Annotated in this window: 40 protein-coding genes; 33 read left to right on the top strand and 7 right to left on the bottom strand. The window is 40.0% G+C overall.

The window, feature by feature from the left end; all coding sequences use genetic code 11:
* Positions 1-44: 44 nt before the first annotated feature.
* The 6 genes from tldD to HV560_RS01825 all read right to left on the bottom strand — a co-directional run bounded on the left by tldD (position 45) and on the right by HV560_RS01825 (position 5984).
* Positions 45-1493, bottom strand: coding sequence for a metalloprotease TldD (gene tldD, locus HV560_RS01850; RefSeq protein WP_176812031.1), 1449 nt, complete (start codon positions 1491-1493; stop codon positions 45-47).
* Positions 1494-1564: 71 nt separating this feature from the next.
* Positions 1565-2194, bottom strand: a complete 630-nt coding sequence (locus HV560_RS01845; protein ID WP_176812030.1) for a glutathione S-transferase family protein — start codon at positions 2192-2194, stop codon at positions 1565-1567.
* Between the two features lie 12 nt (positions 2195-2206).
* Complete coding sequence (lysA, locus tag HV560_RS01840; RefSeq protein WP_176812029.1) at positions 2207-3457, bottom strand: diaminopimelate decarboxylase; 1251 nt, start codon at positions 3455-3457, stop codon at positions 2207-2209.
* A 102-nt stretch (positions 3458-3559) separates the two neighbouring features.
* On the bottom strand, positions 3560-3670 hold the full coding sequence (gene lptM, locus HV560_RS01835) for an LPS translocon maturation chaperone LptM (RefSeq protein WP_159628742.1): 111 nt from the start codon (positions 3668-3670) through the stop codon (positions 3560-3562).
* Positions 3671-3791: 121 nt separating this feature from the next.
* Positions 3792-5186 carry a class II fumarate hydratase gene (fumC, locus tag HV560_RS01830; RefSeq protein WP_176812028.1) on the bottom strand — a complete coding sequence of 465 codons (1395 nt, stop codon included), beginning with the start codon at positions 5184-5186 and terminating at the stop codon, positions 3792-3794.
* 153 nt (positions 5187-5339) lie between these two features.
* The gene (locus tag HV560_RS01825; RefSeq protein ID WP_159628740.1) at positions 5340-5984 is read right to left on the bottom strand and encodes a TfoX/Sxy family DNA transformation protein; all 645 of its coding nucleotides are present in this window, start codon (positions 5982-5984) and stop codon (positions 5340-5342) included.
* Between the two features lie 440 nt (positions 5985-6424).
* On the opposite strand from HV560_RS01825, the gene rpsJ reads away from it, so the two are divergent.
* The 33 genes from rpsJ to rplS all read left to right on the top strand — a co-directional run bounded on the left by rpsJ (position 6425) and on the right by rplS (position 25059).
* The gene (gene rpsJ, locus HV560_RS01820; protein ID WP_001181005.1) at positions 6425-6736 is read left to right on the top strand and encodes a 30S ribosomal protein S10; all 312 of its coding nucleotides are present in this window, start codon (positions 6425-6427) and stop codon (positions 6734-6736) included.
* A 25-nt stretch (positions 6737-6761) separates the two neighbouring features.
* On the top strand, positions 6762-7388 hold the full coding sequence (gene rplC / locus HV560_RS01815; protein ID WP_005706393.1) for a 50S ribosomal protein L3: 627 nt from the start codon (positions 6762-6764) through the stop codon (positions 7386-7388).
* A 15-nt stretch (positions 7389-7403) separates the two neighbouring features.
* A complete protein-coding gene (rplD, locus tag HV560_RS01810; RefSeq protein WP_159628738.1) occupies positions 7404-8006 on the top strand; it encodes a 50S ribosomal protein L4 in 603 nt (200 codons plus the stop codon).
* Positions 8003-8308 (top strand): 50S ribosomal protein L23, encoded by a 306-nt coding sequence (gene rplW, locus HV560_RS01805; RefSeq protein WP_025236919.1) that lies wholly within the window; start codon positions 8003-8005, stop codon positions 8306-8308. The genes rplD and rplW overlap by 4 nt, the downstream gene beginning before the upstream one ends.
* A gap of 18 nt (positions 8309-8326) precedes the next feature.
* Positions 8327-9148: a 50S ribosomal protein L2 gene (gene rplB, locus HV560_RS01800; protein WP_159628736.1), complete on the top strand. Its 822-nt coding sequence runs from the start codon at positions 8327-8329 to the stop codon at positions 9146-9148.
* Positions 9149-9178: 30 nt separating this feature from the next.
* Entirely contained in the window at positions 9179-9454 is a 276-nt protein-coding gene (gene rpsS / locus HV560_RS01795; RefSeq protein WP_005539416.1) for a 30S ribosomal protein S19, read from the top strand.
* 10 nt (positions 9455-9464) lie between these two features.
* Complete coding sequence (gene rplV / locus HV560_RS01790; protein WP_025236917.1) at positions 9465-9797, top strand: 50S ribosomal protein L22; 333 nt, start codon at positions 9465-9467, stop codon at positions 9795-9797.
* An 18-nt stretch (positions 9798-9815) separates the two neighbouring features.
* Positions 9816-10520 carry a 30S ribosomal protein S3 gene (gene rpsC, locus HV560_RS01785; RefSeq protein ID WP_159628735.1) on the top strand — a complete coding sequence of 235 codons (705 nt, stop codon included), beginning with the start codon at positions 9816-9818 and terminating at the stop codon, positions 10518-10520.
* Between the two features lie 12 nt (positions 10521-10532).
* The gene (rplP, locus tag HV560_RS01780) at positions 10533-10943 is read left to right on the top strand and encodes a 50S ribosomal protein L16 (protein WP_006249357.1); all 411 of its coding nucleotides are present in this window, start codon (positions 10533-10535) and stop codon (positions 10941-10943) included.
* Positions 10943-11134, top strand: coding sequence for a 50S ribosomal protein L29 (gene rpmC / locus HV560_RS01775; protein WP_005711179.1), 192 nt, complete (start codon positions 10943-10945; stop codon positions 11132-11134). Before rplP ends, rpmC begins: the two co-directional genes overlap by 1 nt.
* Positions 11134-11388 carry a 30S ribosomal protein S17 gene (rpsQ, locus tag HV560_RS01770; RefSeq protein WP_159628734.1) on the top strand — a complete coding sequence of 85 codons (255 nt, stop codon included), beginning with the start codon at positions 11134-11136 and terminating at the stop codon, positions 11386-11388. Before rpmC ends, rpsQ begins: the two co-directional genes overlap by 1 nt.
* A gap of 232 nt (positions 11389-11620) precedes the next feature.
* Entirely contained in the window at positions 11621-14170 is a 2550-nt protein-coding gene (locus HV560_RS01765) for a TonB-dependent receptor domain-containing protein (protein WP_176812027.1), read from the top strand.
* 211 nt (positions 14171-14381) lie between these two features.
* The gene (gene rplN / locus HV560_RS01760; RefSeq protein WP_005711998.1) at positions 14382-14753 is read left to right on the top strand and encodes a 50S ribosomal protein L14; all 372 of its coding nucleotides are present in this window, start codon (positions 14382-14384) and stop codon (positions 14751-14753) included.
* 10 nt (positions 14754-14763) lie between these two features.
* The gene (rplX, locus tag HV560_RS01755; protein ID WP_176807742.1) at positions 14764-15075 is read left to right on the top strand and encodes a 50S ribosomal protein L24; all 312 of its coding nucleotides are present in this window, start codon (positions 14764-14766) and stop codon (positions 15073-15075) included.
* A gap of 18 nt (positions 15076-15093) precedes the next feature.
* Positions 15094-15633, top strand: coding sequence for a 50S ribosomal protein L5 (gene rplE / locus HV560_RS01750; RefSeq protein WP_176812026.1), 540 nt, complete (start codon positions 15094-15096; stop codon positions 15631-15633).
* A gap of 11 nt (positions 15634-15644) precedes the next feature.
* Positions 15645-15950, top strand: coding sequence for a 30S ribosomal protein S14 (gene rpsN / locus HV560_RS01745; RefSeq protein ID WP_159628730.1), 306 nt, complete (start codon positions 15645-15647; stop codon positions 15948-15950).
* A gap of 36 nt (positions 15951-15986) precedes the next feature.
* A complete protein-coding gene (rpsH, locus tag HV560_RS01740; RefSeq protein ID WP_159628729.1) occupies positions 15987-16379 on the top strand; it encodes a 30S ribosomal protein S8 in 393 nt (130 codons plus the stop codon).
* A gap of 16 nt (positions 16380-16395) precedes the next feature.
* Positions 16396-16929, top strand: a complete 534-nt coding sequence (gene rplF, locus HV560_RS01735; protein WP_159628728.1) for a 50S ribosomal protein L6 — start codon at positions 16396-16398, stop codon at positions 16927-16929.
* 14 nt (positions 16930-16943) lie between these two features.
* Positions 16944-17297, top strand: a complete 354-nt coding sequence (gene rplR, locus HV560_RS01730) for a 50S ribosomal protein L18 (RefSeq protein ID WP_159628727.1) — start codon at positions 16944-16946, stop codon at positions 17295-17297.
* Positions 17298-17311: 14 nt separating this feature from the next.
* Positions 17312-17812, top strand: coding sequence for a 30S ribosomal protein S5 (gene rpsE / locus HV560_RS01725; RefSeq protein ID WP_005705945.1), 501 nt, complete (start codon positions 17312-17314; stop codon positions 17810-17812).
* A gap of 6 nt (positions 17813-17818) precedes the next feature.
* Positions 17819-17995 carry a 50S ribosomal protein L30 gene (gene rpmD / locus HV560_RS01720; protein ID WP_006250021.1) on the top strand — a complete coding sequence of 59 codons (177 nt, stop codon included), beginning with the start codon at positions 17819-17821 and terminating at the stop codon, positions 17993-17995.
* A gap of 4 nt (positions 17996-17999) precedes the next feature.
* Positions 18000-18434, top strand: a complete 435-nt coding sequence (gene rplO, locus HV560_RS01715; protein ID WP_176807740.1) for a 50S ribosomal protein L15 — start codon at positions 18000-18002, stop codon at positions 18432-18434.
* 4 nt (positions 18435-18438) lie between these two features.
* Positions 18439-19758, top strand: a complete 1320-nt coding sequence (gene secY / locus HV560_RS01710; protein WP_176809493.1) for a preprotein translocase subunit SecY — start codon at positions 18439-18441, stop codon at positions 19756-19758.
* Between the two features lie 24 nt (positions 19759-19782).
* Positions 19783-19896 carry a 50S ribosomal protein L36 gene (gene rpmJ, locus HV560_RS01705; RefSeq protein WP_006250018.1) on the top strand — a complete coding sequence of 38 codons (114 nt, stop codon included), beginning with the start codon at positions 19783-19785 and terminating at the stop codon, positions 19894-19896.
* A 139-nt stretch (positions 19897-20035) separates the two neighbouring features.
* Positions 20036-20392: a 30S ribosomal protein S13 gene (gene rpsM / locus HV560_RS01700; RefSeq protein WP_005599322.1), complete on the top strand. Its 357-nt coding sequence runs from the start codon at positions 20036-20038 to the stop codon at positions 20390-20392.
* A 16-nt stretch (positions 20393-20408) separates the two neighbouring features.
* A complete protein-coding gene (rpsK, locus tag HV560_RS01695; protein WP_005705959.1) occupies positions 20409-20798 on the top strand; it encodes a 30S ribosomal protein S11 in 390 nt (129 codons plus the stop codon).
* 28 nt (positions 20799-20826) lie between these two features.
* A complete protein-coding gene (gene rpsD, locus HV560_RS01690; RefSeq protein ID WP_176807738.1) occupies positions 20827-21453 on the top strand; it encodes a 30S ribosomal protein S4 in 627 nt (208 codons plus the stop codon).
* Between the two features lie 30 nt (positions 21454-21483).
* Positions 21484-22473 (top strand): DNA-directed RNA polymerase subunit alpha, encoded by a 990-nt coding sequence (locus tag HV560_RS01685; RefSeq protein WP_159628723.1) that lies wholly within the window; start codon positions 21484-21486, stop codon positions 22471-22473.
* A gap of 32 nt (positions 22474-22505) precedes the next feature.
* On the top strand, positions 22506-22892 hold the full coding sequence (rplQ, locus tag HV560_RS01680; protein WP_025216422.1) for a 50S ribosomal protein L17: 387 nt from the start codon (positions 22506-22508) through the stop codon (positions 22890-22892).
* Between the two features lie 180 nt (positions 22893-23072).
* On the top strand, positions 23073-23321 hold the full coding sequence (rpsP, locus tag HV560_RS01675) for a 30S ribosomal protein S16 (protein ID WP_005599334.1): 249 nt from the start codon (positions 23073-23075) through the stop codon (positions 23319-23321).
* A 35-nt stretch (positions 23322-23356) separates the two neighbouring features.
* On the top strand, positions 23357-23884 hold the full coding sequence (gene rimM / locus HV560_RS01670; protein ID WP_176812025.1) for a ribosome maturation factor RimM: 528 nt from the start codon (positions 23357-23359) through the stop codon (positions 23882-23884).
* Between the two features lie 43 nt (positions 23885-23927).
* On the top strand, positions 23928-24683 hold the full coding sequence (gene trmD / locus HV560_RS01665) for a tRNA (guanosine(37)-N1)-methyltransferase TrmD (protein ID WP_176812024.1): 756 nt from the start codon (positions 23928-23930) through the stop codon (positions 24681-24683).
* A 25-nt stretch (positions 24684-24708) separates the two neighbouring features.
* The gene (gene rplS / locus HV560_RS01660) at positions 24709-25059 is read left to right on the top strand and encodes a 50S ribosomal protein L19 (protein WP_159628720.1); all 351 of its coding nucleotides are present in this window, start codon (positions 24709-24711) and stop codon (positions 25057-25059) included.
* Positions 25060-25176: 117 nt separating this feature from the next.
* Here the strand turns inward: rplS and HV560_RS01655 are convergent, their stop codons facing one another.
* Positions 25177-26373, bottom strand: a complete 1197-nt coding sequence (locus HV560_RS01655; protein ID WP_176812023.1) for a ribosomal protein uL16 3-hydroxylase — start codon at positions 26371-26373, stop codon at positions 25177-25179.
* Between the last annotated feature and the right edge of the window lie 15 nt (positions 26374-26388).

Raw genomic sequence — 26388 nt, 5'->3', positions numbered from 1 at the left:
TCAAGCGGTAATATTTTCTCTAAATTTTGCAAATTGAAATATAGTTATCCACGACCGCCCACCGTAATCTTATCTAATTTCACGGTAGGTTGCCCGACGCCTACTGGCACGGATTGCCCTTCTTTGCCGCAGGTGCCAATTCCAGGATCGAGTTCCATTTTTTTGCCAACCATTGAAACTTGTTGCATTGCTTCAATACCGCTGCCAATCAGGGTCGCTCCCGTAACTGGTTTGGTGATTTTGCCTTTTTCAATTAAGTAGGCTTCGGCGGTGGAGAACACAAATTTGCCAGAGGTGATATCAACTTGTCCGCCGCTAAAGTGTGGGGCGTATAAGCCGTATTCGACCGATTCGATCATCTCTTCAAATTCGTGATTGCCTTCGGTGAGGTAGGTGTTGGTCATTCTTGGCATCGGTAAATGAGCGTAAGATTCTCGTCTGCCATTGCCCGTGGGTGCAACGCCCATTAAGCGTGCGTTGAGTTTGTCTTGCATATAGCCTTTAAGAATGCCGTTTTCAATCAACACATTGCGTTGTGATGGCACCCCTTCGTCATCAATGGTGATAGAGCCTCGCATATCTAGTAATGTGCCGTCATCTACAATGGTACAAAGCTCTGAGGTTACCATTTGCCCTATTTTACCACTAAAGAGGGAAGCTTCTTTACGGTTAAAATCACCTTCTAAGCCGTGTCCGACTGCTTCGTGTAGTAGAATGCCCGGCCAGCCTGCACCAAGCACAATTGGCATAGTGCCTGATGGAGCAGGAGCTGCGGTGAGATTAACCAATGCTTGGCGCACAGCCTCTTTTGCGAGTGATTCTGCTCGGCTTAGACCTGTTGTATCTTGCTTTTCTAAAAACCATCTTAAGCCAAAACGTCCGCCTGTACCTGCGGAGCCTCGCTCACGTTTGCCCTTTTGTTCTACTAATACAGAAACGGATAATCGTACTAGTGGGCGTATATCGGTAGCCAAGGTGCCATCTGTGGCTGCGACTAAGATTTCTTCATAGACTGCGGATAAGTTTGCATTGACTTGAATCACGCGGGGATCTTCCATTCGAGCCGTTTTATCAATCAAATGGAGTAATTCCACTTTCTGTTCACGGCTGAGGGTGTCTAGCGGATTGACCGCAGCATAGCGTGGACAAGCGGTCGTTTTTTTGAAATTTTTTACCAATAATTGACCGCTTGTTTGACTGATAGAGCGAGCAGCCAGTGCACATTGTTCTAGCTGTTTGAGTGTGATTTGATCGGCATACGCAAAGCCTGTTTTTTCGCCTGACACAGCACGCACGCCAAAACCTCTGTCGATATAAAATCCCCCTTCTTTGATAATACTATCTTCCAAGCTCCAGCTTTCGTCTTGGCTGAGTTGGAGATAGAGATCGGCGTAATCAATATCACGCCCTGAAAAGTGATCTAACACTTGGTTTAAGTGAGATAATTCAAGCCCACTAGGTGCAAGCAAGCTATTTGAAATCTTGTTTAACATGGTGATTCCTAAAAATAAAAGGCGGTAGATTCTAACATAAAATCTACCGTCTTAAATGTGTAATTCGAGAATTAGCCTTTCAATCCTTCTTGCTCACGAACGTTATCTACCCCTTTATCTGCTTCAACTCGCTGCATAAACGCAGAAAGTTGTGAAAGGTGAGAGAAATCTAAGCCTAAACGACGACACCAGTTAAGCATAATGTAGAGATAGACATCAGCAACAGAAATTGTCTCACCAAAGAATATGTGGCTTTCCAAATGTTCGTTTGCCACCGCAAGTTGTTCTAATATCTGTTCAGCGGCTTGCTGGCGAATCGTGGTAATTAACGCTTCATTACCTTCTGCATAATTGGGTAAGCGGAAAAGTGGCACGAAGGATTTATGTACATCTGCGTTAAAATAAGCTAACCAGCGAGAGGCTTTCGCTTTATCGCGTGCGGTTTTGCTGCCAAAAAGTTTAGCATCTGGATAGAGTTCATCTAAATAGTGAACAATCGCTTGGTTTTGTGAAAGTACTAAATCGCCATCAATTAAAAGTGGCACTGCCCCTCGTGGGTTTAATGCCAAAAATGCTGGCGTTTTAATAAATTTACGATTTACCGCTTGAAATTCGTAGTCTTGATTTGTGTGAAGTTTTACCCATTCTAAAGCAACGTGTGGTACGAATGAGCAAGAGCCAACTAAACCATATAATTTCATTTTGATTTCCTCTTAAGGTAATAATTTTTCCAAACGCCATAAATCAGCGTAAGTCGCACGGGCTTTGATTAAGTGAGATTGATTGCCATCAACCATAATTTCGACGGCTTGTGGGCGAGAGTTGTAGGTAGAAGACATTGCTGCACCGTAAGCACCCGCTGAACGCATTGCGATTAAATCACCCTCTGCAATTGCAAGTTCTCTTTGCTTGCCTAAAAAATCAGAGGTTTCGCAGATTGGGCCTACTACGTCATAAGTGTCAGTTTGACGATCAAGGGTTTTATCCACTTCAGTAATTTGCATATAGGCTTCATAAAGGGCGGGGCGAATCATATCGTTCATACCTGTATCAACAATCGCAAAATTACGATCTTCATTTTGTTTTAAATATTCTACTTTAGTGACTAAAATCCCTGCATTTGCAGTAATAGCTCGACCTGGCTCAATAATAATTTCTAGATTTTCGTAGTCTTTTAACTTTTCCAATAACGCTTTGGCATATTCTGTTGGGTGTGGTGGCTCTTCACCATTATAAGGCACACCTAAGCCGCCCCCTAAGTCTAAGTGGTGTAGTTCAATACCGTCTTCACGAAGCTGTTCCATTAGAATGATGAGCCGATCGGCGGCATCTAAGAATGGCTGTAACTCGGTTAATTGTGAGCCAATATGGCAATCCATTCCTGTAATTTTTACGTTCGATAATGTTTTAGCCAAACGATATACTTCCCGAGCTTGGGTGACGCTTACGCCAAATTTGTTCTCCTTTAATCCTGTTGAAATATAGGGGTGAGTGTGAGCATCTACATCTGGGTTTACGCGTAAAGAAATCGGTGCGATTTTACCTAATTTGCCAGCAACAGCGTTGATGCGATGAAGTTCTGAAATCGATTCGATATTAAAACAACGAATGCCGACTTCTAAGGCGCGCTGAATTTCCGTATGTGATTTTGCCACCCCAGAAAAAACGACTTTTGCAGGGTCGCCACCTGCAGCTAGCACGCGTTCTAATTCGCCTTGCGAAACAATATCAAATCCTGACCCCGATCTTGCCATTATATTAAGCAATGCAATATTTGAGTTTGATTTAACCGCAAAACAAACTAAGTGTGGATGTGTGCCAAAGGCATTATTAAAAGCGTGCCAGTGACGTTCAAGTGTAGCTCGAGAGTAGATGTAAGCAGGCGTGCCATATTGTTTGATGATCTCGTTAACTGCAACATCTTCAGCAAAAAGTTGGTTATTTTTATATTCAAAATGGTTCATTGAAATTCCGTTGTGCTTGAGGATTTTTAAAGAAAGAGTACAAGCGGTCACAAAAAGCATCGCTTTTGCAAAATTTAATCAAAAAGCGACCGCTTGCAAATATTATTTTTGTTCGTGTTTAGGTGCTTGCTCAGGGAAGTAAAGCGGGCCTTTTACGCCGCAGGCACTTAAGCCTAAAGTGGTCACTAAAGTGATTAGCAGTAATTTTTTCATTAGTTGTTCCATTTAAAAAAGGTGTTCCATTCTAAAACAAAATAATCACCCTATCTATAAAAAATTACACCTCAATCTGAAGAGGAAATTGAGGTGCCAGTCACGTTATTTCGCGTTGAATTTATTTTAAGCTGCCAACCATATCTTTTGGGCGTACCCATTCATCGAATTGTTCAGCCGTTATTAAGCCTAAGTTAATTGCTTCTTCTTTTAAGGTAGTGCCATTTTTATGGGCAGTTTTCGCAATCTTGGCAGCATTTTCGTAACCGATATGAGTATTTAATGCAGTAACTAGCATTAATGATTGATCGAGTTGCTGTTTAATGCGAGGATAGTTTGGATTAATACCAGCTGCACAATGTTCGTCAAATGATACGCACGCATCACCAAGTAGTTGAGCTGATTGCAGGAAGTTATAAGCCATCACTGGTTTATATACATTCAGTTGGAAATGACCTTGTGTGCCTGCAAATGAGATGGTGACATCATTACCTAACACTTGGGCACAGACCATTGTCATTGCTTCGCATTGAGTTGGGTTTACTTTACCTGGCATTATTGATGAACCAGGTTCATTCTCAGGAATGAGTATTTCGCCAATACCTGAACGGGGGCCTGAGGCTAACAAACGTACATCATTCGCTATTTTGTAGAGAGAAACCGCAAGCTGTTTTAATGCACCGTGAGTTTCAACAACGGCATCGTGGCTAGCTAAGGCTTCAAATTTGTTTTGTGCGGTCACGAATGGCAGGCGAGTGAATTGAGCGATATATTCAGCAACTTTTATATCGTAGCCTTTTGGCGTGTTCAATCCAGTACCAACGGCTGTACCACCTAATGCCAATTCAGATAAGTGTGGTAGAGTATTTTCTAATGCTTTGATACCAAAAGCTAATTGTGCGGCATACGCCGAGAACTCTTGACCAAGTGTGAGTGGAGTGGCATCCATTAGGTGAGTACGCCCAATTTTTACTACATTTTTGAATGCTTCCGCTTTTTCTGATAAGGTTTTTTGTAAGCGTTTCACGCAAGGGAGGGTATGTTCTACCACTTTTTTATATGCAGCAATATGCATAGCAGTTGGGTAGGTGTCGTTAGAGGATTGAGATTTGTTTACATCGTCGTTTGGGTGAATGATTGATTTCTCACCAAGTTTACCGCCATTTAGCACATGTGCACGGTTTGCTATGACCTCATTGACATTCATATTTGATTGTGTGCCCGACCCTGTTTGCCAGATGACAAGCGGGAATTCATCTTTTAATTCATTAGCTAAAATTTCATCACAGGCTTTTGCAATTAAATCTCGTTTTTCGACCGCTAATACACCTAAGTCGTGGTTAGCGTAGGCTGCTGCTTTTTTTAAATAACCAAAGGCTTCAATGATTTCAGTTGGCATCGATCCTTCTTCGCCAATTTTGAAATTATTACGAGAACGCTCGGTTTGTGCCGCCCAATATTTATTAGCGGGGACTTGGACTTCGCCCATTGTGTCTTTTTCGATACGGAATTCCATGATTTACTCCTAATGTTTAGATAAGTTAAAAATCAGTATCCTAATGATTTAGAGGTATTAACGTGATACTAGCATAGAATGGAAAAGGAAAGGAACAGCCAAATATTATTCCTTATAGGTTTTTTATTATTTTATGATTTGGATCACACCATTTTAAATGGCGGTATTAAATTTTTTTCTTAAGCCAGAGGCATATAAAGCTTCATTGGCTTCCTGTAGTAATTCTTTTTTCTGCTGAATGGTGAAGGTATAAATATATTGATGATTTAATGCACCATTTAATTTAAATAGTAAATCCTCAGTTGCATCGAAACCTTGCATAATTAGTTTAATAAATGTTGAAATATAGCCAGTTTCAGAAAAGTCTTGTATTGAATGGATTCCTACTTTTTTCAGCATTCTCTCTAATTTTAGGTTCATATTAGGCAGAGTACGAATTTGTGTGGAACGTTTGTTATCTATTTTTTGTTTTTCAGATTGTAGCTCGTCTAGTGTAGATTGGACGAGTGATCTAAATTGCGATGTGTTAGTTAAAATAGTATTTGGAATAAAATAGAATTTTTTGCTTTGTAGCCCTATTTTGTCATCAGATAGATTATAGGTTTCAGGATGAAGAGTAATAGATTGCATATCGTTTCGAGAAATACGTAAGTAAGTTGTTCCATTTTGATATAATGCAATCATCAGATTATGCTTAAAAATGGCATAATAAGAGAAGTAAGTTTTTATCCGAAACTCTCCAAGAACAGGTTCAAATACAGGTGCGATTTCTTGTCTGATTTCATTAACTGTTTTCATACGCGTACTCCGATTTAAGTTATGTGATTATGGGTTTTATTAACAATAAATACTGTTATAAATAAAATTTCAATAGGGATTTTTTAGATTTGTGAAGTTGCTCGAAAAGTTTTTATAAAAAATGTGAAAATAGCTTTTGTTTGAGTTAATTCAAATGAAGCAGTTCGGATATTATGTATCTTAGAATGTTTGCTTATTTGACCATAAATAGAAAAAATTACTTGCATAAATACAATGAAAAGACTATTATAAGCAAACTTTAGGTCACTAAAGGCATTTGGTGTAATCATTTATCAAATGGCATTACAGATATTGTAATGTATACAATGTTCCTAATCTTGGAACTAAATAGGTTTAACTAAGCTCCCTTAATATTTTTATTATTAAGCTGGTAGTTTAGTTTTTTATTAGCTAAATTTTTTAATTGGAGCTCTGGTCTAATGCAGAACCAAAGAATCCGTATCCGCTTAAAAGCATTTGATCACCGTTTAATTGATCAATCTACTGCGGAGATCGTAGAAACAGCTAAACGTACTGGTGCACAAGTTCGTGGTCCAATTCCTTTACCAACTCGTAAAGAACGTTTCACTGTATTGATTTCTCCACACGTGAACAAAGATGCACGTGACCAATATGAAATCCGTACTCACAAACGTTTAGTTGATATTGTTGAACCAACAGAAAAAACTGTTGATGCATTAATGCGTTTAGATCTAGCTGCTGGCGTTGATGTTCAGATTAGTCTAGGTTAATTGGGAATTTTAAGAGGTTATTACAATGATTGGTTTAATCGGTCGTAAAGTTGGTATGACCCGCGTTTTCACTGAAGACGGCGTGTCTATTCCAGTTACCGTTATCGAAATCGAAGCCAACCGTGTTACTCAAGTTAAAACCCTTGAAAACGATGGCTACTCTGCAATTCAAGTTACTACTGGCACTAAAAAAGCTAGCCGTGTAACTAAGCCAGAAGCAGGCCATTTCGTGAAAGCAGGTGTTGAAGCTGGACGCGGTTTATGGGAATTTCGTACTGAAGGTGAAGAATTCACTTTAGGTCAAGAAATCAATGTTGACATCTTCACAGATGTTAAAAAAGTAGATGTTACAGGTACATCAAAAGGTAAGGGTTTCCAAGGTGGTGTTAAACGCTGGAATTTCCGTACTCAAGATGCTACACACGGTAACTCTTTATCACATCGTGTACTTGGTTCTATTGGTCAAAACCAAACTCCAGGTCGTGTGTTTAAAGGTAAAAAAATGGCAGGACACTTAGGTGCTGAGCGTGTAACAGTTCAATCACTTGAGGTTGTTCGTGTAGATGCTGAGCGTAAATTATTATTAGTTAAAGGAGCTGTTCCAGGCGCAACTAATAGTGATGTTATCGTGAAACCAGCTGTTAAAGCATAAGTCTAGGAGATAGAGATGGAATTACAAGTTGTAGGTGCAAATGCACTAACTGTTTCTGAAACTACCTTCGGACGTGAGTTTAACGAGGCGTTAATCCATCAAGTAGTTGTTGCGTATGCAGCAGGTGCTCGTCAGGGTTCGCGAGCTCAAAAAACTCGTGCTGAAGTGTCTGGTTCAGGTAAAAAACCTTGGCGTCAAAAAGGTACAGGCCGTGCACGTTCTGGTGATATCAAATCACCAATTTGGCGTTCAGGTGGTGTGACTTTTGCTGCGAAACCACAAGATCACAGCCAAAAAGTAAACAAAAAAATGTACCGTGGTGCAATCAAAAGTATTCTTTCTGAATTAGTTCGTCAAGACCGTTTAGTGGTTGTTGAAAAATTCGAAATTGATTCACCAAAAACTAAAGTATTAGCACAAAAATTAAAAGATATGGCGTTAACTGACGCTCTTATCATCACTGCAAATGTAGATGAAAACCTATTCTTAGCAGCACGCAACTTATATAAGGTTGATGTACGTGATGTTCAAGGTATCGACCCAGTTAGCTTAATTGCTTTTGATAAAGTAGTTGTGACTGTAGATGCAGTGAAACAAATTGAGGAGATGTTAGCATGATTCAACAAGAACGTTTGCTAAATGTGTTAAAAGCACCACATATCTCTGAAAAAGCGACAAACAATGCAGAAAAAGGCAATACTATCGTATTCAAAGTTGCATTAGATGCAAATAAAGTTGAAATTGCAAACGCAGTTGAACAACTTTTTGAAGTAAAAGTAGATTCTGTACGCACAGTGGTTGTTAAAGGTAAAACTAAACGCCGTGGTGCTAAAGTTGGTCGTCGTAGTGACTGGAAAAAAGCTTATGTAACTCTTCAAGAAGGTCAATCTCTTGACTTCGTTGAAGGTGCGGCAGAATAATCAGAGGAGATAATATAAATGGCTATCGTTAAATGTAAGCCGACCTCCGCTGGTCGTCGTCACGTAGTTAAAGTTGTGAACAATGAACTACACAAAGGTAAACCTTTTGCAGCGCTTTTAGATACTAAATCTAAAACTGGTGGTCGTAACAATTTAGGTCGTATTACGACTCGTCATATTGGTGGCGGTCATAAACAACACTACCGTTTAATAGATTTTAAACGTAATAAATTAGACATTCCGGGTGTTGTTGAGCGTTTAGAATACGATCCAAATCGTTCTGCGAATATCGCATTAGTTCTTTATAAAGATGGTGAACGCCGTTACATCTTAGCACCTAAAGGTTTATCTGCAGGTGATTCGATTCAAGCGGGTGCTTCAGCACCGATTAAAGTAGGTAATGCATTACCTATGCGTAATATTCCTGTTGGTTCAACTGTTCATAATGTGGAATTAAAACCAGGTAAGGGCGGTCAAATTGCTCGTTCTGCTGGTGCATACGTACAAATTATCGCTCGTGAAGGTAATTATGTCACTTTACGTCTTCGTTCAGGCGAAATGCGTAAAGTTTTAGCTGAGTGTACTGCAACCATTGGTGAAGTAGGTAACTCAGAGCATATGCTTCGTGTTCTTGGTAAAGCAGGTGCAAACCGTTGGAGAGGTATTCGTCCAACTGTTCGTGGTACTGCGATGAACCCAGTAGACCACCCACACGGTGGTGGTGAAGGTCGTAACTTTGGTAAACACCCAGTTACTCCTTGGGGCGTTCAGACCAAAGGTAAGAAAACTCGTCACAACAAACGTACTGATAAATTCATCGTGCGTCGTCGTGGCAAATAATTTTATTCATTAACTAAAAGGTAAACACCAATGCCACGTTCCCTCAAGAAAGGTCCTTTCCTTGACCTACACTTGTTGAAGAAGGTAGAGAAGGCGGTGGAAAGCGGGGATAAAAAACCAATCAAAACTTGGTCCCGTCGTTCAATGATCATTCCATCAATGATTGGATTGACCATCGCAGTCCATAATGGTCGTCAGCACGTTCCTGTTTATGTTTCCGATGAAATGATCGGTCATAAATTAGGTGAATTTGCCCCGACTCGTACATACCGCGGTCATGCCGCAGATAAGAAAGCTAAGAAATAAGAGGTAAAAGATGGAAACTATTGCTAAACATCGTTACGCTCGTACTTCTGCCCAGAAAGCTCGCTTAGTTGCTGACTTGATCCGTGGTAAAAAAGTTGCGCAAGCATTAGAAATCTTAACTTTTACTAACAAAAAAGCGGCAACGCTAGTTAAGAAAGTTTTAGAATCTGCTATTGCAAACGCAGAGCACAATGACGGTGCAGATGTCGATGATCTTAAAGTTGCTAAAATCTTCGTTGATGAAGGTCCAAGCATGAAACGTGTAATGCCACGTGCTAAAGGTCGTGCAGATCGTATTTTAAAACGTACAAGCCACATTACTGTGGTTGTATCAGATCGTTAATTAAGTGGAGAATAACAAATGGGTCAAAAAGTACATCCTAATGGTATTCGCCTAGGCATTGTTAAGCCTTGGAACTCTACTTGGTTCGCGAATACACAAGATTTCGCTGACAATTTGGAAAGCGATTTCAACGTACGTAAATTCTTAAATAAAGAGTTAGCGAACGCTTCAGTATCACGTATCACTATTGAACGTCCTGCGAAAAGCATTCGTGTAACTATTCATACAGCGCGTCCTGGTATCGTTATCGGTAAAAAAGGCGAAGATGTTGAAAAATTACGTAACGCAGTAGCAAAAATTGCAGGCGTTCCAGCACAAATTAACATCGCTGAAGTGAAAAAACCAGAGCTAGATGCTAAATTGGTAGCAGATAGTATCGCTTCTCAGCTAGAGCGTCGTGTTATGTTCCGCCGTGCAATGAAAAAAGCGGTTCAAAATGCAATGAAATTAGGTGCTAAAGGTATCAAAGTTGAAGTTAGCGGTCGTTTAGGTGGTGCAGAAATTGCTCGCTCAGAATGGTATCGTGAAGGTCGTGTACCTCTACATACACTTCGTGCAGACATCGATTATAACACTGCTGAAGCACACACAACATACGGCGTAATTGGCGTTAAAGTGTGGATCTTCAAAGGTGAGATTCTTGGTGGAATGGCTGCAGTGATTAAATCTGAAAAAGAACCAGCGGCACAGCCTAAAAAGCCTGCTCGCAAAGGTCGTAAATAAGGAGATCACTGAATGTTACAACCAAAACGCACAAAATTCCGTAAAGTACACAAAGGCCGTAACCGTGGTATTGCGGGCGGTACAGAAGTGAGCTTCGGTTCATTTGGTTTAAAAGCAATTGGTCGTGGCCGTTTAACAGCTCGTCAAATTGAAGCAGCACGTCGTGCAATGAGCCGTGCAGTTAAACGTCAAGGTAAAATCTGGATCCGTGTGTTCCCAGATAAACCAATCACTGAAAAACCATTAGAAGTCCGTATGGGTAAAGGTAAAGGTAACGTTGAGTACTGGGTAGCCTTAATCCAACCGGGTAAAGTTCTCTATGAAATGGATGGTGTTTCTGAAGAAGTTGCTCGTAATGCTTTTGCATTAGCAGCAGCAAAACTTCCGTTCAAAACCACATTTGTAACTAAAACGGTGATGTAATGAAAGCTCAAGAACTACGTAATAAAAGTGTTGAAGAGCTGAATGGTGAGTTAGTGAACCTTTTAGGTGAACAATTCAAATTGCGTATGCAAGCAGCCACCGGTCAGCTTCAACAAACCCACCAGTTAAAACAAGTGCGTCGCAGTATTGCACAAGTTAAAACTGTATTAACCGAAAAGGCGGGTGAATAATGACTGATAAAATTCGTACAGTACAAGGTAAAGTGGTTAGCGATAAAATGGATAAATCATTTGTAATTGCTATCGAACGTACAGTTAAACATCCTTTATATGGTAAGTTTATCCGTCGTACTACTAAATTACACGTACACGATGAAAAAAATGAAGCACAATTAGGTGATGTAGTTGAAATTAAAGAGTGTCGGCCACTCTCTAAAACTAAATCACACACATTAGTTCGTGTTGTTGAGAAAGCACAGGCTTAATCAATAAACCCACAAAAGCCCTACAGAGATGTAGGGCTTTTTATTTATTCTACAGCTACTTCCAGATTTTTGTTTGATGCAAGCGGTCTATTTCCTCTAATTTTTTGCAAAAAATTAGTGAAATTCAACCGCTTGTTTAGTTTTATCACCATATAAAAATAATGGTTATTGACAATGTTGATGTAATTATACAGAATACCCGCCTTAGCCTTAAATTTTTTATGGGAATAAAATGCAGAAGTTTCATTTTAAAAAGAGTTTATTTGCGGTTGCGGTATCAAGTTGTTGTCAGTTTGCGTATGCGGAAAAAGAGGCTTTGCTTGATGAAGTTGTGGTCTCTTCCAGCGTGGTACCTGATTTCCAATCCCTTGCTTTTACGCAAGGCCGTAAAGCTAGTGATGTGACAATTGAGGGGAAAGTATTTAAATCTCGCTCTGCCACATTAGGTAATGCTCTAGCTGGAGAGTTAGGCGTTCACTCTAATCCATTTGGTGGCGGAGCAAGTGCCCCTGTCATTCGTGGACAAGATGGTGTGAGAATAAAATTGTTACAAAATGGATCGGATATTGTTGATATGTCGAATATTTCGCCAGATCATACTGTGGTGGTAGATACTCTTTTGGCACAGCAGGTAGATTTAGTACGAGGTACTTCAACTCTTATGTATGGTATGGCTTCTCCTGCGGGTGTAGTGAATATTATTGATAAACGAATTCCTACCTATCGTCCTGAAAAAGGCTATGAGGGAGAGGTGATCTCCCGTTTTGATACGGCAAGTAAAGAGCGTTTACTAAATGCAGGTGTAACGTTATCTGCGGGGGAGAATTTCTTAATTCGTGCGGAAGGATTGACTCGGAAATCGGGTAACTATCATGTGCCAGAAGTCTATATTGGTAGAAAGCTAAACTATTTACCAGATAGTCATAATAAATCCAATGTGGGTACATTCGGGGCAAGTTGGATTGGTAGCAGGGGGTATCTAGGAGCCTCAGTTAGTTATCGGCAGGATCATTACGGTATTCCAGGGCATAATCACGCGTTTGATTATTGCTCTGGGCATTTATTTGATGCTTCAAATTTAAATGCGGTTACTTCTGGTGGTGATGCACCTTATTTAAATGCTTACCCACATTTAATGACTGACAAAGATGTGAATGATTCTCTTCATTTCCACTGTGGAACAGATTTGAATGGCGGTGCACATAGCCATAGTAATGTTTATGGACATCAGCACGATGTTAGTTCTGCTGGTCCAGTTATAGATATGCGTTCTAAGCGCTACGATCTTCGTGGCGAGATGAAAGATCCATTTCCTGGTATCAGCAAGTTGAAATTGTCTCTCACTTACGCGGATTATTATCACGATGAAAAGCATGATGGCAAAGCACACATAACCTCAGGTGATACTGGTGCAATAAAAGAGAGTAAGAAATATACTGCAGCACGGATGGCAGGTAAGCCAGAAGCGTTTTATTTTAATCGTGGTTTTAATAGCAGGCTAGAATTTTACCACCAGCCAACGGAGTATTCGAATGGTGTGCTTGGCATTCAGTATCAAACGCAGAAAAGCAGTTCGTCTCGTTTATCGACGAGTGCCGATAAAGATGATAAAGATTTAAGTGGGGAGCGTAAAGAATCTGAACGTAATCCTTTAGTGGTAAATACGAATAAACAGCTGAGTTTGTTTATTTTAGAGCAGGTGGCAATCGGGAATTTTATCTTTGAGGCTGGTGCACGTTGGGAAAAACAATCTATCCCAATTAGCTACAATAAAGAAAAGCTACGATTGAATGATAGGGCTCGCCAGCCAGATTTGTCGATCTATAAGGAAAATGCACTCTCTTATTCAGGTACGATTATGTGGGATTTTCATCCCGATTACCGTTTATCTGTCACGGGTTCTCATAATGAAAGAATGCCAGCACCAATGGAGCTCTATTATCATGGCAAACATCTTGCGACCAACTCCTTTGAATACGGCAATCGAGATCTGAAAAAAGAACGTTCTAATAATGCAGAAGTGGGATTAATACACTTCTCGGACAAATGGGATTTTAAAGTGAGTGCGTATTATCAACGCTTTAAAAATTATATTCACAACGAAAACCTACACCGAGAAGGCAACTTGTTTATGCGTCGTTACAATCAATCTCAAGCCAAATTCCACGGATTTGAAGGTGAAATTGGCTATCAGGTGACAGAAAAGCACAAAATTTCCTTGTTTGGCGACTATGTGAATGGGAGATTGTTCGGTTTTAAAACCTTCTATGGTAATAAAAAGTATGCGAAAAACTGCTTTATCAACGAATGGGATGAAGAAGAGTGCGATTATACTCAAGTTGGCGTAGAAACGCTTGAGCGCCCTAACCGTAATGCCGCCCGTGTACCACCGATGCGGTTAGGTTTTCGACTCAAAAGTCAATTTAATCAGAACTGGTCAGGCTCGTTCGAATACACCCGAATGTTTGCACAAAAACGTGTTTCAATTAACAGCGTGATTAAACCGATTGCCCAAGAGGAAGCGGAAAAAAGACGTGAGGCATCAGGTGGGCTTGGTTATGACGGTTACTATGTAGAAAAAGTGCCAGAGGATGTGACTAAAGGCTACCACTTGGTGAATATAGCGGTGAATTATCAACGTAAAATCAGTGATATTGAATACAGTGCAACGTTGAATATTAACAACTTGTTAAATCAGAAAGTGTATATTCACAACTCTTATTTACCGTATGTGCCACAAATGGGCCGCAACTTTATACTGAACCTTGGCGTTTCGTTTTAGATAAAACCGAACTTCGGTTTGGTAAAAAACATAAAATTTGGACCGCTTGCTAAACTACAAGCGGTCCTATTTTTTCCATTTTTTGCAATACTGAAAAAGTGAAAATTGCCTTGATTTCTTATTGTATGTTATGGTATATTCTGCGACCTGTTCATATTTGAGGACAGGTTCGTCCCGAAAGGGTGTTTTTTTATTTTAACGGAGCACTAATATGATCCAAGAACAGACTATGCTGGATGTTGCTGATAACTCAGGGGCTCGTAGCGTAATGTGTATCAAGGTTCTAGGTGGATCGCACCGTCGTTACGCTGCAATTGGCGACATTATCAAAGTTACTGTAAAAGAAGCAATTCCACGCGGTAAAGTAAAAAAAGGTGATGTGTTAAAGGCAGTTGTTGTGCGCACCAAGAAGGGTGTTCGTCGCCCAGATGGCGCAGTTATTCGTTTCGATGGCAATGCTTGTGTGATTTTGAACAATAACACTGAGCAACCAATCGGTACTCGTATTTTTGGACCGGTGACTCGTGAACTTCGTTCTGAGAAGTTTATGAAAATCATCTCTTTAGCTCCAGAAGTACTATAAGGAGAATGTAATGGCTGCAAAAATCCGTCAAAACGATGAAGTAATTGTTCTTACTGGTAAAGATAAGGGCAAACGTGGTAAGGTAACTAAAGTCTTACCAAATGGTAAAGTTTTTGTTGAGGGTATCAACATCGTAACTAAACACGAGAAACCAGTTCCTGCATTAGGTAAAGCTGGCGGTTTAGTGAAAAAAGAAGCTGCGATTGATGCTTCAAATGTTGCGATTTTTAACTCTGAAACTAACAAAGCTGACCGTGTAGGATTTAGAATTGAAGATGGTAAAAAAGTACGTATCTTCAAATCTAACGATAAATTAATTTAAATTAACTGGAGTAATGTGATGGCGAAACTGCATGATTACTACAGAGATACAGTAGTTAATGAATTAAAAGAGAAATTCAACTACTCATCTGTCATGCAAGTCCCACAAATCGAAAAGATTACCCTTAATATGGGTGTGGGTGAAGCATTGACCGACAAAAAGCTATTAGATAACGCAGTAGCAGATCTAGCAGCAATTAGCGGTCAAAAACCATTAGTAACCAAAGCTCGCAAGTCTGTTGCAGGCTTTAAAATTCGTCAAGGGTATCCAATCGGTTGCAAAGTAACCCTACGTGGTGAACGTATGTGGGAATTCTTTGAAAGATTGATTACTATCGCTGTTCCACGTATCCGTGACTTCCGTGGCTTAAACGCTAAGTCATTCGATGGTCGTGGTAATTACAGTATGGGTGTTCGTGAACAAATCATTTTCCCTGAAATCGACTATGATAAAGTAGATCGTGTACGTGGTTTAGATATTACTATTACCACAACAGCGAAAAGTGATGAAGAAGGTCAAGCTTTATTAGCTGCTTTCAATTTCCCATTCCGTAAATAAGGTAGGTTATCGTGGCAAAACAATCAATGATCGCACGTGATGTAAAACGTGCTAAATTAGCTGATAAATTCTACGTAAAGCGTGAAGAATTAAAGAAAATCATTTCTGATGTAAATTCTTCGGATGAAGAACGTTGGGATGCAGTGTTAAAATTACAAACACTGCCACGCGATTCTAGTCCAATTCGTCAGCGTAATCGTTGCCGTCAAACTGGTAGACCACATGGTGTGCTCCGTAAGTTTGGCTTAAGCCGTATTAAAGTCCGTGAAGCTGCTATGCGTGGCGAAATTCCGGGTCTTAAAAAAGCGAGCTGGTAATAACCTCTTTTAATTTGGAATCATGGGAGTAAATACATGAGCATGCAAGATCCAATCGCAGATATGCTGACCCGTATTCGTAACGGTCAAGCAGCGAATAAAGTTGCAATCAGTATGCCTTCATCTAAGTTAAAAGTTGCTATAGCAAATGTTTTAGCTGAAGAAGGTTATATCGAAAGCGTTAAAGTTGTTGAAGGTGCAAAACCTGAACTGGAAATTACTTTAAAATATTTCCAAAATAAACCAGTTGTAGAAAGTATCCAACGTGTGAGCCGTCCAGGTCTTCGTATTTATAAACGTAAAGACGAATTACCAAAAGTTATGGGTGGTTTGGGTATCGCTGTTATTTCTACATCTAAAGGTGTAATGACTGACCGTGCAGCACGTCAAGCTGGCCTCGGCGGTGAAATTATCTGTTACGTAGCATAATAGAGGGGTAGGATTAATGTCTCGTGTTGCAAAAGCACCTGTTAATATTCCTGCCAGTGTTGAGGTGAAACTTAACGGTCAGTTATTAACAGTTAAAGGTAAAAATGGCGAGTTATCTCGCGAAATCCACAATGCAGTTGAAGTAAAACAAGAAGATAACGTATTAACTTTTGCACCTCGTGAAGGTGTTGCTAATGCAGATGCACAAGCGGGTACTGCTCGTGCACTTGTGAACGCGATGGTTATCGGTGTTACTGAAGGCTTTACTAAGAAATTGCAATTAGTGGGTGTAGGTTATAGAGCTCAAATGAAAGGTAATGTTGTTGCCTTAAGTTTAGGTTTCTCACACCCTGTAGAACATGAGTTGCCAGCTGGCGTAACTGGTGAATGTCCATCACAAACAGAAATTATTCTGAAAAGTGCTGACAAACAGTTAATTGGTCAGGTAGCAGCAGATATTCGTGCATATCGCAAACCTGAGCCTTATAAAGGTAAAGGTGTACGTTACTCTGATGAAGTTGTACGTACTAAAGAAGCGAAGAAAAAGTAAAGTAAGGTAACACTATGGATAAGAAAATAGCTCGTATCCGTCGTGCAACCCGTGCACGTCATTTAATGAGAGAGCAAGGTGCAACACGTTTAGTTGTGCATCGCACACCTCGCCATATCTATGCACAGGTGATTGCACCTAATGGCTCAGAAGTACTAGCAGCAGCTTCAACTGTTGAAAAAGTAATTAAAGAGCAAGTTAAATATACTGGTAATAAAGAAGCTGCAGCAGTAGTGGGTAAAATTGTTGCTGAGCGTGCAATTGCCAAAGGTATTAAAGCGGTTGCCTTTGATCGTTCTGGTTTTAAATACCACGGTCGTGTGCAATCATTAGCAGATGCTGCTCGTGAAGCTGGTCTACAGTTCTAAGAGAGGAATTTGAGATGTCAAACATCGAAAAACAAGCTGGTGAACTGCAGGAAAAGCTAATCGCGGTTAACCGTGTTTCAAAAACCGTAAAAGGTGGTCGTATCATGAGTTTCACTGCTTTAACAGTAGTGGGTGATGGTAATGGTCGCGTTGGTTTTGGTTACGGTAAAGCACGTGAAGTTCCAGCAGCAATCCAAAAAGCGATGGAAAAAGCTCGTCGCAATATGATTAATGTGGCTTTAAATGAAGGCACATTACAACACCCTGTTAAAGGTTCTCATACTGGTTCACGCGTATTTATGCAGCCAGCAAGCGAAGGTACTGGTATCATCGCAGGTGGTGCAATGCGTGCAGTATTAGAAGTTGCAGGTGTTCGTAACGTTCTTTCTAAAGCGTATGGTTCAACCAACCCAATTAATGTTGTACGTGCAACAATTGATGCACTTGAAAACATGAAATCACCTGAAATGGTTGCTGCAAAACGTGGTAAAACAGTTGAAGAAATTTTGGGGTAATTGGATATGGCAAAAATTAAAGTAACTCAAACTCGTAGCTCTATTGCTCGTTTACCGAAACATAAAGCAACGTTAAAAGGCTTAGGTCTTCGTCATATTCGTCATACTGTAGAACTTGAAGATACACCCGCAGTGCGTGGTATGATCAATCAAGTATCTTATATGGTTAAAGTAGAGGAGTAATAGAATGCGTTTAAATTCTCTTTCTCCAGCTGAAGGTGCTAAGCACAGTGGAAAGCGTTTAGGTCGTGGTATTGGTTCTGGTTTAGGTAAAACTGGTGGTCGTGGTCATAAAGGTCAAAAATCTCGTTCGGGCGGACGTGTTCGTCGTGGTTTCGAGGGTGGTCAAATGCCTTTATACCGTCGTTTACCAAAATTTGGTTTTACATCACTTAAATCACTACATGTGGCAGAAATTCGTTTAAACGACTTAGCTAAAGTAGATGGTAACGAAGTAACTTTAGAAGCATTAAAAGCAGCTAATATTATTACTAAAGATATTTTATCAGCTAAAGTGATTTTAGCTGGTGAAATTAATAAAGCAGTTGTAGTTAAAGGCTTAGGTGTAACTAAAGGTGCTAGAGCTGCTATTGAAGCTGCTGGCGGTTCTATCGAGGAATAAATAGATGGCAAAGCAACCAGGGTACCAAGGTAGTACACAAAAAGGGACTGGCGAGCTTAAATCAAGATTATTATTTGTTTTAGGTGCGTTAATCGTTTTCCGTATCGGTTCTTTTATACCTGTTCCTGGCATTGATGCTTCTGTATTATCCGAATTAATTCGACAACAGCATGGCACCATCATTGATATGTTCAATATGTTCTCTGGTGGTGCTTTAAGTCGCGCATCTATATTTGCATTAGGTATTATGCCTTATATTTCGGCGTCAATTATTATACAGTTATTGACAGCGATTCACCCACCTTTAGCCGAATTAAAGAAAGAAGGTGAGGCAGGTCGTAGAAAAATTAGTAAATATACGCGTTACGGTACATTACTACTAGCATTTATTCAATCTATTGGTATTTCATTAGCCTTACCGAATATGGTACAAGGGTTAGTTCCTAATCCAAGTATATTATTCTATGTAACTTCTGTAATTAGCTTAGTGACTGGAACAATGTTTCTCATGTGGCTAGGTGAACAAATCACTGAACGTGGTATCGGAAACGGTATCTCATTGATTATTTTTGCAGGTATTGTTGCTGATCTTCCAGCGACTATTGGGCAAACAATTGAACAGGCTCGCCAAGGTGAGTTGTCATTTATTGTATTACTATTAGTTGCAATAATTGCATTTGCAGTAACGTATTTTGTTGTTTTTGTTGAGCGTGGACAAAGAAGAATTGTTGTGAACTATGCAAGTCGCCAGCAAGGTAGAATGATGGCTCCTGCAAGATCTTCACATTTACCGTTAAAAGTTAATATGGCAGGTGTAATACCAGCAATTTTTGCTTCAAGTATTATCTTATTTCCTGCGAGTATTACTCAATGGTTTGGACAAAGTGAAGGTTTTGAATGGTTATTTAATCTTTCACAGCTATTACAGCCAGGACAACCATTATATGTTGTTTTATTTACAATGGCAGTAATTTTCTTTGCATTCTTTTATACAGGAATGCAGTATAATCCTCGTGATACAGCGGATAATCTTAAGAAATCAGGTGCGTTTGTACCAGGTTATCGACCAGGTGAACAAACATCTCGTTATATTGATAAAGTAATGACACGTTTAACCTTAATTGGTGCGTTATATATTACTTTTGTTTGTTTGGTTCCTTATATCATTACGTCATTATGGAAAGTTCCATTCCAATTAGGTGGAACTTCACTATTAATCGTAGTGGTTGTTATTATGGATTTCATCGCACAGGTTCAGAGCCATTTAATGTCTCAACAATATGATTCTGTGTTGAAGAAAGCTAACTTAAAAGGCTTAGGTTAATAAGCCATTAATGAAGGATAAGCAATGAAAGTTCGTGCTTCAGTTAAAAGAATGTGCCGTAATTGTAAAGTAATCAAGCGTGAAGGTGTGGTTCGTGTGATTTGTAGCGATCCTAAACACAAACAACGTCAAGGTTAATTTTACGCATATTTCTTGCAAAGAACCTGCTGAGCAGTTATACTGCTCAGCTCATTCGTCCTGATATACTGTTTGAGTATCCTGAAACGGGCTTTTCAAGATCAGTATATCAATAAAACTTAAATAATAGGAGTGCATAGTGGCCCGTATTGCAGGCATTAACATTCCTGATCAGAAACACACTGTAATCGCATTAACTGCAATTTACGGTATTGGTAAAACTCGTGCTAAAGCTATCTGTGCAGCAACGGGTATTGCTGAAGATGTAAAGATCAGAGAATTGTCTGAAGAGCAGATTGAAAAACTGCGTGAAGAAGTTGGTAAATTTACTGTTGAAGGTGATTTACGTCGTGAAGTAACTTTAAGCATCAAACGTCTTTTAGACTTAGGTTGCTACCGTGGTTTACGTCATCGTCGTAGTTTACCAGTACGTGGTCAACGTACTAAGACTAATGCGCGTACCCGTAAAGGTCCACGCAAACCGATCAAAAAATAGTCGGAGTAGATAAATAATGGCTAAAACACCAGTTCGCGCACGTAAGCGCGTTAAAAAACAGATTGCAGATGGCGTAGCTCATATCCACGCATCTTTCAATAATACAATCGTTACTATTACTGACCGCCAAGGTAATGCTCTAGCTTGGGCAACTGCAGGTGGTTCGGGTTTCCGTGGTTCTCGTAAATCAACTCCGTTTGCGGCACAAGTTGCAGCAGAGCGTTGTGCTGAAATGGTAAAAGAGTTTGGTTTAAAGAATTTGGAAGTTATGGTTAAAGGACCGGGTCCAGGTCGTGAGTCGACAATTCGTGCGTTAAACGCAGCGGGTTTCCGTATCACAAATATTACAGATGTGACTCCGATTCCTCATAACGGTTGTCGTCCACCGAAAAAACGTCGTGTTTAATTGACGTTAAAAGAATTGGAGAAAGAAAATGGCAAGATATTTGGGTCCTAAACTCAAGCTAAGCCGTCGTGAAGGTGCTGATTTATTCTTAAAATCAGGCGTTCGTGCGATTGAATCAAAATGTAGAAATAGACTTGATGTGGCCCCTGGTCAACATGGTGCTCGCAAGCCACGTTTATCTGACTATGGTAGTCAGTTACGTGAAAAACAAAAAGTCCGCCGTATCTATGGTATCTTAGAGCGTCAATTCCGTAACTATTATACTGAAGCAAATCGCTTAAAAGGTAATACGGGTGAGAACTTATTGGTATTATTAGAAGGTCGTTTAGATAACGTAGTTTACCGTATGGGTTTTGCTGCAACTCGTGCAGAAGCACGTCAGCTTGTTAGCCATAAATCAATTGTAGTAAATGGTCGTGTAGTAAACATTCCTTCATTTCAAGTTTCTGTTGATGATGTTGTTGCTGTTCGTGAAAAATCGAAAAAACAAGCACGTATTAAAGCATCATTAGAATTAGCAACTCAACGTGAAAAGCCGACTTGGTTAGAAGTTGATGTGACTAAAATGGAAGGTGTATTTAAACGTCGTCCAGAGCGTTCAGATCTATCAGCAGATATTAATGAACATCTGATCGTTGAGCTTTACTCTAAATAATAGTTAGCTTAACCGCAAAGAGAGGAAAAAATGCAGGGTTCTGTGACAGAATTTTTAAAGCCGCACTTAGTGAATATTGAGCAAATTAGTTCAACTCGTGCTAAAGTGACATTAGAGCCGTTAGAACGTGGTTTTGGTCATACATTAGGCAATGCACTTCGCCGCATTTTACTTTCATCTATGCCGGGTTGTGCAGTTACTGAAGTTGAAATTGATGGTGTATTACATGAATACAGTAGCAAGGAAGGCGTTCAGGAAGATATACTTGAGGTATTATTAAACCTTAAAGGTCTAGCGGTAAAGGTGCAAAATAAAGATGATATTATTTTGACACTGAATAAATCTGGAATTGGCCCTGTAACTGCAGCCGACATCACACACGATGGCGATGTAGAAATCGTAAATTCTGATCACGTTATCTGTAACTTAACAGATAAGAATGCGTCAATTAGTATGCGTATTCGTGTTCAACGTGGTCGTGGTTATGTCCCTGCATCAGCACGTCTTCACACTCAAAACGATGATCGTCCAATTGGTCGTTTATTAGTTGATGCGCGTTTCTCGCCAGTAGATCGTATTGCTTATAATGTAGAAGCTGCGCGTGTAGAACAACGAACAGACTTAGATAAACTTGTTATTGAGATGGAAACTAATGGTACATTAGATCCAGAAGAAGCTATTCGTCGTGCTGCAACGATTTTAGCAGAACAACTTGCTGCATTCGTTGATTTGCGTGATGTTCGTCAACCTGAAGTGAAAGAAGAAAAACCAGAGTTTGATCCGATTCTTCTTCGTCCGGTAGATGATTTAGAGCTGACAGTTCGTTCTGCTAACTGTTTAAAAGCAGAGACAATTCACTATATTGGTGATTTAGTCCAACGTACAGAAGTTGAATTACTTAAGACGCCTAATTTAGGTAAAAAATCTCTTACAGAGATCAAAGATGTTCTTGCTTCTCGTGGCTTATCACTCGGTATGCGCCTTGAAAACTGGCCGCCTGCAAGCATTGCAGAAGACTAGTTAGGTATAGATTTTCTAAGAAGGAATAGGTTATGCGCCATCGTAAGAGTGGACGTCAATTAAACCGTAACAGTAGTCATCGCCAAGCGATGTTCCGCAATATGGCAAGTTCTCTTGTTGAACACGAAATCATCAAGACTACTTTACCAAAAGCAAAAGAGTTACGCCGTGTAGTTGAGCCGTTAATTACTTTAGCTAAAGCAGACAGCGTTGCAAATCGCCGTTTAGCTTTTGCTCGTACACGCAACGTTGATACAGTTGCTAAATTATTCAATGAATTAGGTCCACGTTTTGCAAATCGTGCAGGTGGTTACACTCGCATCTTAAAATGTGGTTTCCGTGCAGGCGATAATGCTCCAATGGCATACATTGAGTTAGTAGATCGTCCAGAAGTTGCAACAGAAGCAGCAGCGGAATAATCTAAGTTAGATTGAACTTAAAACCCCGATATTGCTATCGGGGTTTTGTTTTATCTGAGCTTGTTTTTTTACAAGAAATCTGTATAATTTGACCGCTTGTTTTCCGTTTTAGGGGCAAGTTCGTCACCCTCACCTCGAACGAGGGTTTATTTTTTACTATCAACATTTAGAGGAAAGGTTATGGTAACCATTCGTTTAACTCGTGGCGGAGCTAAAAAACGCCCATTTTACCAAATCGTGGTAGCGGATAGTCGTTCACCTCGTGATGGTCGCTTTATCGAGCGTATCGGTTTCTTCAATCCATTAGCAGCTGGTCAAGCTGAGCGTTTACGTTTAGATGTGGCTAAAGTGGATGCGTGGGTTGCTAAAGGTGCTGACTTATCAGATCGTGTTGCTTCTTTAGTAAAAGAAGCTCGTAAAGCAGCTTAATATTAAATAAGCCAAAATTAAATAAGTAGGTGAGTATGAGCGAACAAAAAATTGAAGTTGTCGGTAAATTAGGTTCAACCTATGGGATCCGTGGCTGGTTACGTCTCTATTCATCAACAGAACAATCTGAAAGCATTTTCGACTATCAGCCGTGGTTTTTAAAAATTAAAGGCATCTGGCAAGCGGTCGAATTAGAAAGCTGGCGCTATCATAATAACGATTTGATTGTTAAATTTAAAGGTACAGAAGACCGTGAGGTTGCACAGCTGTTGACTAATGCCGAGATCGGTGTGGATTTATCTGTGCTTCCTGAATTGGAAGAAGGAGATTACTATTGGCACGATTTAATCGGTTGTACAGTGGTAAACTTGGATGACTATATAATGGGCTCTGTGACTGAGATGATGGAAACAGGTTCAAACGATGTGTTAGTAGTGCGAGCAAACAGCAAGGATGCTTTTGGAAAACAAGAACGATTAATTCCGTTTTTGTATGAACAAGTAGTTAAAAGAGTAGATCTCGCCACCAAAACTATTACGGTGGACTGGGACGCTGGTTTCTAACCTCAGGTATGCGGTGAGCTTCAGAAAACATTAAGGTATAAAAATGTGGATTGGTATTATTTCACTGTTTCCTGAAATGTTTAAAGCAATTACCGATTTCGGGGTGACAGGACGTGCAGTTAAGCAAAATCTACTACAAATTGAGTGTTGGAACCCTCGTGATTTCACATTTGATAAGCATAAAACGGTAGATGACCGCCCTTATGGTGGTGGGCCGGGAATGTTGATGATGGTGCAGCCTTTACGTGATGCGATTCACGCAGCAAAAACGGCAGCATCGGTAGTAGATGATGGTGAAGTTAAAGTGATTTATCTTTCACCACAAGGACGTAAGCTCGATCAAATAGGCGTGCAAACGCTGGCTTCAAATCAGAAATTGATTTTAATCTGTGGACGATATGAGGGGGTTGATGAGCGATTGATTCAAACCGAAGTTGATGAGGAGTGGTCAATCGGAGATTACGTTCTGACAGGGGGAGAGTTGCCTGCAATGACATTAATTGATGCCGTTGCAAGGTTTATTCCAGGGGTATTAGGCAAGCAAGCTTCGGCGTTAGAGGATTCTTTTGCTGAAGGATTACTTGATTGCCCGCATTATACTCGCCCTGAAGTATTAGACGGTATGCCTGTTCCGGAAGTGCTGATGTCTGGACATCACGAACAAATTCGTAAATGGCGATTGGAACAATCGCTTGAGCGAACGTGGTTAAGACGCCCTGAGCTATTGGATAGCCTAGCTCTGACTGACGAACAAAGAGTGTTGTTAGCTAAAATTAAAAAGCAACATAAAATCAGTTAATTCTAGGATTTAGAAGGTTTTCAAAATGAGTAACATCATCAAACAACTTGAACAAGAGCAGTTAAAACAAAACTTACCTAGCTTCCGTCCAGGTGACACATTAGAAGTTAAGGTATGGGTAGTAGAAGGTAGTAAAAAACGTTTGCAAGCGTTCGAAGGCGTGGTTATTGCAATTCGTAACCGTGGCTTGCACTCTGCATTCACTCTACGTAAAGTTTCAAACGGCGTAGGCGTTGAGCGTACATTCCAAACTCACTCACCAGTAATCGACACCATTTCTGTTAAACGTAAAGGTGCGGTACGTAAAGCTAAACTTTACTACTTACGTGAGCGTTCTGGTAAATCTGCACGTATCAAAGAGCGTCTTGGCGACTAATTGCTATAGCAGTGAAAAACAAAAGCCTTGGGGAAACTCAAGGCTTTTTGCTTTCTGCTGACAAGCGGTTAAATTTGTAAAAAAATTTGCAAATTTAACCGCTTGTTATCTTTTGGGTTATTCGGCTTCAGATAAAATAATCCAACCGCTGTCTAGCCAATCGCAGATGGTGTCTAACATCAATTCTAATTCAGTTTGATCTTGCACTTTAGATGCTAATTTATTCCACGAAATAGCGTCGCCATTTGCGATACGAATGAGCAATGCTCTTTCTGCTTGATTTAGTTCATCAATCCATTCACCGTTTACATACAAGCGTTGTGGGTTTTCAGTGTAGAGAATTTTCACATTTGCATCTTGTTGTAACCAGCCGCCTGATTCTAAAATTTCTTGTACTTCATCAGGGTAATATTCATTATCTGTTTGCAATAATTCATAACGGCGTGAGCTAACCGCCATTGCAACGCTATGAGTAAGCAAGCCGTCAAATTGGGTCGAATTTTGTAGCAGATCGATTAAATGATGTTTAAAGGTGTTGATCGTATTTGGATCAAGTAACGCATTGGGTTGTTCATTCGGACTTAAACGGAACGGGATATGAAATTCTGACGAATTAATGTTATCTGCTTGTTGCTCAATGGTTTTACATAAATTTTCTAATAAATTGGTTGCATTTGGATAACGTAAACCAAAAGAGAACGTTAAGCCCTGCTCGCTTTCAGAAACGCCGTAATGTGCCATTCGGGAGGGAACATAAAGTATATCGCCAGGGTTCATTACTTCATCTAAGACTAGCTCGCCCATATCATCAAAAATACGGATTGGCTGATTTGGCTTGAATTCTGTAGTTGGATCGCACCATTTGCCAAGCTGCCAACGGCGTTGCCCATAGCCTTGCACGAGGAAAACATCGTATTCATCATAATGTTTACCTACAGTACCGCCTAATGGCGAGGAAGACACCATAATATCATCACGTTGCCATTGTGGGATAAAGCTAAAGGCTTGCCATAATTCGCCGAGTTCTGGCGACCATTGCTCAAGGTTTTGTATCATAACAGACCATTGTTCTGGTAAGTTTTGTAGATCTTCTTTCTCAAGTGGACTTGCTTTTACAGACCATTTATCCCCTTTGCATTGAATAAGACGTGCAGTAACCTCTTCCTCTAAGGCTAATTCCATAATATCTTCTGGCTCAAATAAACCTACAATTTGGGGTAAACCATTACGGATCAAAAGAGGGCGTTTTTGCCAATAATCACGTAAAAAGGTTTCTGGGCTAATATTTTCAGGTAAGCAGAATGGAATATTCATAAATGCTCCTTGCAG

Origin of the sequence: Mannheimia pernigra, from assembly GCF_013377995.1 — a bacterium.
GTDB classification, from domain to species: Bacteria; Pseudomonadota; Gammaproteobacteria; order Enterobacterales; family Pasteurellaceae; genus Mannheimia; species Mannheimia pernigra.
The sequence above is the reverse complement of the archived record's forward strand: the minus strand, read 5'-3'. Positions and strand labels throughout refer to the sequence as shown.

Coding starts and splice junctions, on each gene's coding strand:
- tldD (WP_176812031.1), bottom strand. CDS start 1,493: ATGTTAAACAAGATTTCAAATAGCTTGCTTGCACCTAGTGGGCTTGAA.
- HV560_RS01845 (WP_176812030.1), bottom strand. CDS start 2,194: ATGAAATTATATGGTTTAGTTGGCTCTTGCTCATTCGTACCACACGTT.
- lysA (WP_176812029.1), bottom strand. CDS start 3,457: ATGAACCATTTTGAATATAAAAATAACCAACTTTTTGCTGAAGATGTT.
- lptM (WP_159628742.1), bottom strand. CDS start 3,670: ATGAAAAAATTACTGCTAATCACTTTAGTGACCACTTTAGGCTTAAGT.
- fumC (WP_176812028.1), bottom strand. CDS start 5,186: ATGGAATTCCGTATCGAAAAAGACACAATGGGCGAAGTCCAAGTCCCC.
- HV560_RS01825 (WP_159628740.1), bottom strand. CDS start 5,984: ATGAAAACAGTTAATGAAATCAGACAAGAAATCGCACCTGTATTTGAA.
- rpsJ (WP_001181005.1), top strand. CDS start 6,425: ATGCAGAACCAAAGAATCCGTATCCGCTTAAAAGCATTTGATCACCGT.
- rplC (WP_005706393.1), top strand. CDS start 6,762: ATGATTGGTTTAATCGGTCGTAAAGTTGGTATGACCCGCGTTTTCACT.
- rplD (WP_159628738.1), top strand. CDS start 7,404: ATGGAATTACAAGTTGTAGGTGCAAATGCACTAACTGTTTCTGAAACT.
- rplW (WP_025236919.1), top strand. CDS start 8,003: ATGATTCAACAAGAACGTTTGCTAAATGTGTTAAAAGCACCACATATC.
- rplB (WP_159628736.1), top strand. CDS start 8,327: ATGGCTATCGTTAAATGTAAGCCGACCTCCGCTGGTCGTCGTCACGTA.
- rpsS (WP_005539416.1), top strand. CDS start 9,179: ATGCCACGTTCCCTCAAGAAAGGTCCTTTCCTTGACCTACACTTGTTG.
- rplV (WP_025236917.1), top strand. CDS start 9,465: ATGGAAACTATTGCTAAACATCGTTACGCTCGTACTTCTGCCCAGAAA.
- rpsC (WP_159628735.1), top strand. CDS start 9,816: ATGGGTCAAAAAGTACATCCTAATGGTATTCGCCTAGGCATTGTTAAG.
- rplP (WP_006249357.1), top strand. CDS start 10,533: ATGTTACAACCAAAACGCACAAAATTCCGTAAAGTACACAAAGGCCGT.
- rpmC (WP_005711179.1), top strand. CDS start 10,943: ATGAAAGCTCAAGAACTACGTAATAAAAGTGTTGAAGAGCTGAATGGT.
- rpsQ (WP_159628734.1), top strand. CDS start 11,134: ATGACTGATAAAATTCGTACAGTACAAGGTAAAGTGGTTAGCGATAAA.
- HV560_RS01765 (WP_176812027.1), top strand. CDS start 11,621: ATGCAGAAGTTTCATTTTAAAAAGAGTTTATTTGCGGTTGCGGTATCA.
- rplN (WP_005711998.1), top strand. CDS start 14,382: ATGATCCAAGAACAGACTATGCTGGATGTTGCTGATAACTCAGGGGCT.
- rplX (WP_176807742.1), top strand. CDS start 14,764: ATGGCTGCAAAAATCCGTCAAAACGATGAAGTAATTGTTCTTACTGGT.
- rplE (WP_176812026.1), top strand. CDS start 15,094: ATGGCGAAACTGCATGATTACTACAGAGATACAGTAGTTAATGAATTA.
- rpsH (WP_159628729.1), top strand. CDS start 15,987: ATGAGCATGCAAGATCCAATCGCAGATATGCTGACCCGTATTCGTAAC.
- rplF (WP_159628728.1), top strand. CDS start 16,396: ATGTCTCGTGTTGCAAAAGCACCTGTTAATATTCCTGCCAGTGTTGAG.
- rplR (WP_159628727.1), top strand. CDS start 16,944: ATGGATAAGAAAATAGCTCGTATCCGTCGTGCAACCCGTGCACGTCAT.
- rpsE (WP_005705945.1), top strand. CDS start 17,312: ATGTCAAACATCGAAAAACAAGCTGGTGAACTGCAGGAAAAGCTAATC.
- rpmD (WP_006250021.1), top strand. CDS start 17,819: ATGGCAAAAATTAAAGTAACTCAAACTCGTAGCTCTATTGCTCGTTTA.
- rplO (WP_176807740.1), top strand. CDS start 18,000: ATGCGTTTAAATTCTCTTTCTCCAGCTGAAGGTGCTAAGCACAGTGGA.
- secY (WP_176809493.1), top strand. CDS start 18,439: ATGGCAAAGCAACCAGGGTACCAAGGTAGTACACAAAAAGGGACTGGC.
- rpmJ (WP_006250018.1), top strand. CDS start 19,783: ATGAAAGTTCGTGCTTCAGTTAAAAGAATGTGCCGTAATTGTAAAGTA.
- rpsK (WP_005705959.1), top strand. CDS start 20,409: ATGGCTAAAACACCAGTTCGCGCACGTAAGCGCGTTAAAAAACAGATT.
- rpsD (WP_176807738.1), top strand. CDS start 20,827: ATGGCAAGATATTTGGGTCCTAAACTCAAGCTAAGCCGTCGTGAAGGT.
- HV560_RS01685 (WP_159628723.1), top strand. CDS start 21,484: ATGCAGGGTTCTGTGACAGAATTTTTAAAGCCGCACTTAGTGAATATT.
- rplQ (WP_025216422.1), top strand. CDS start 22,506: ATGCGCCATCGTAAGAGTGGACGTCAATTAAACCGTAACAGTAGTCAT.
- rpsP (WP_005599334.1), top strand. CDS start 23,073: ATGGTAACCATTCGTTTAACTCGTGGCGGAGCTAAAAAACGCCCATTT.
- rimM (WP_176812025.1), top strand. CDS start 23,357: ATGAGCGAACAAAAAATTGAAGTTGTCGGTAAATTAGGTTCAACCTAT.
- trmD (WP_176812024.1), top strand. CDS start 23,928: ATGTGGATTGGTATTATTTCACTGTTTCCTGAAATGTTTAAAGCAATT.
- rplS (WP_159628720.1), top strand. CDS start 24,709: ATGAGTAACATCATCAAACAACTTGAACAAGAGCAGTTAAAACAAAAC.
- HV560_RS01655 (WP_176812023.1), bottom strand. CDS start 26,373: ATGAATATTCCATTCTGCTTACCTGAAAATATTAGCCCAGAAACCTTT.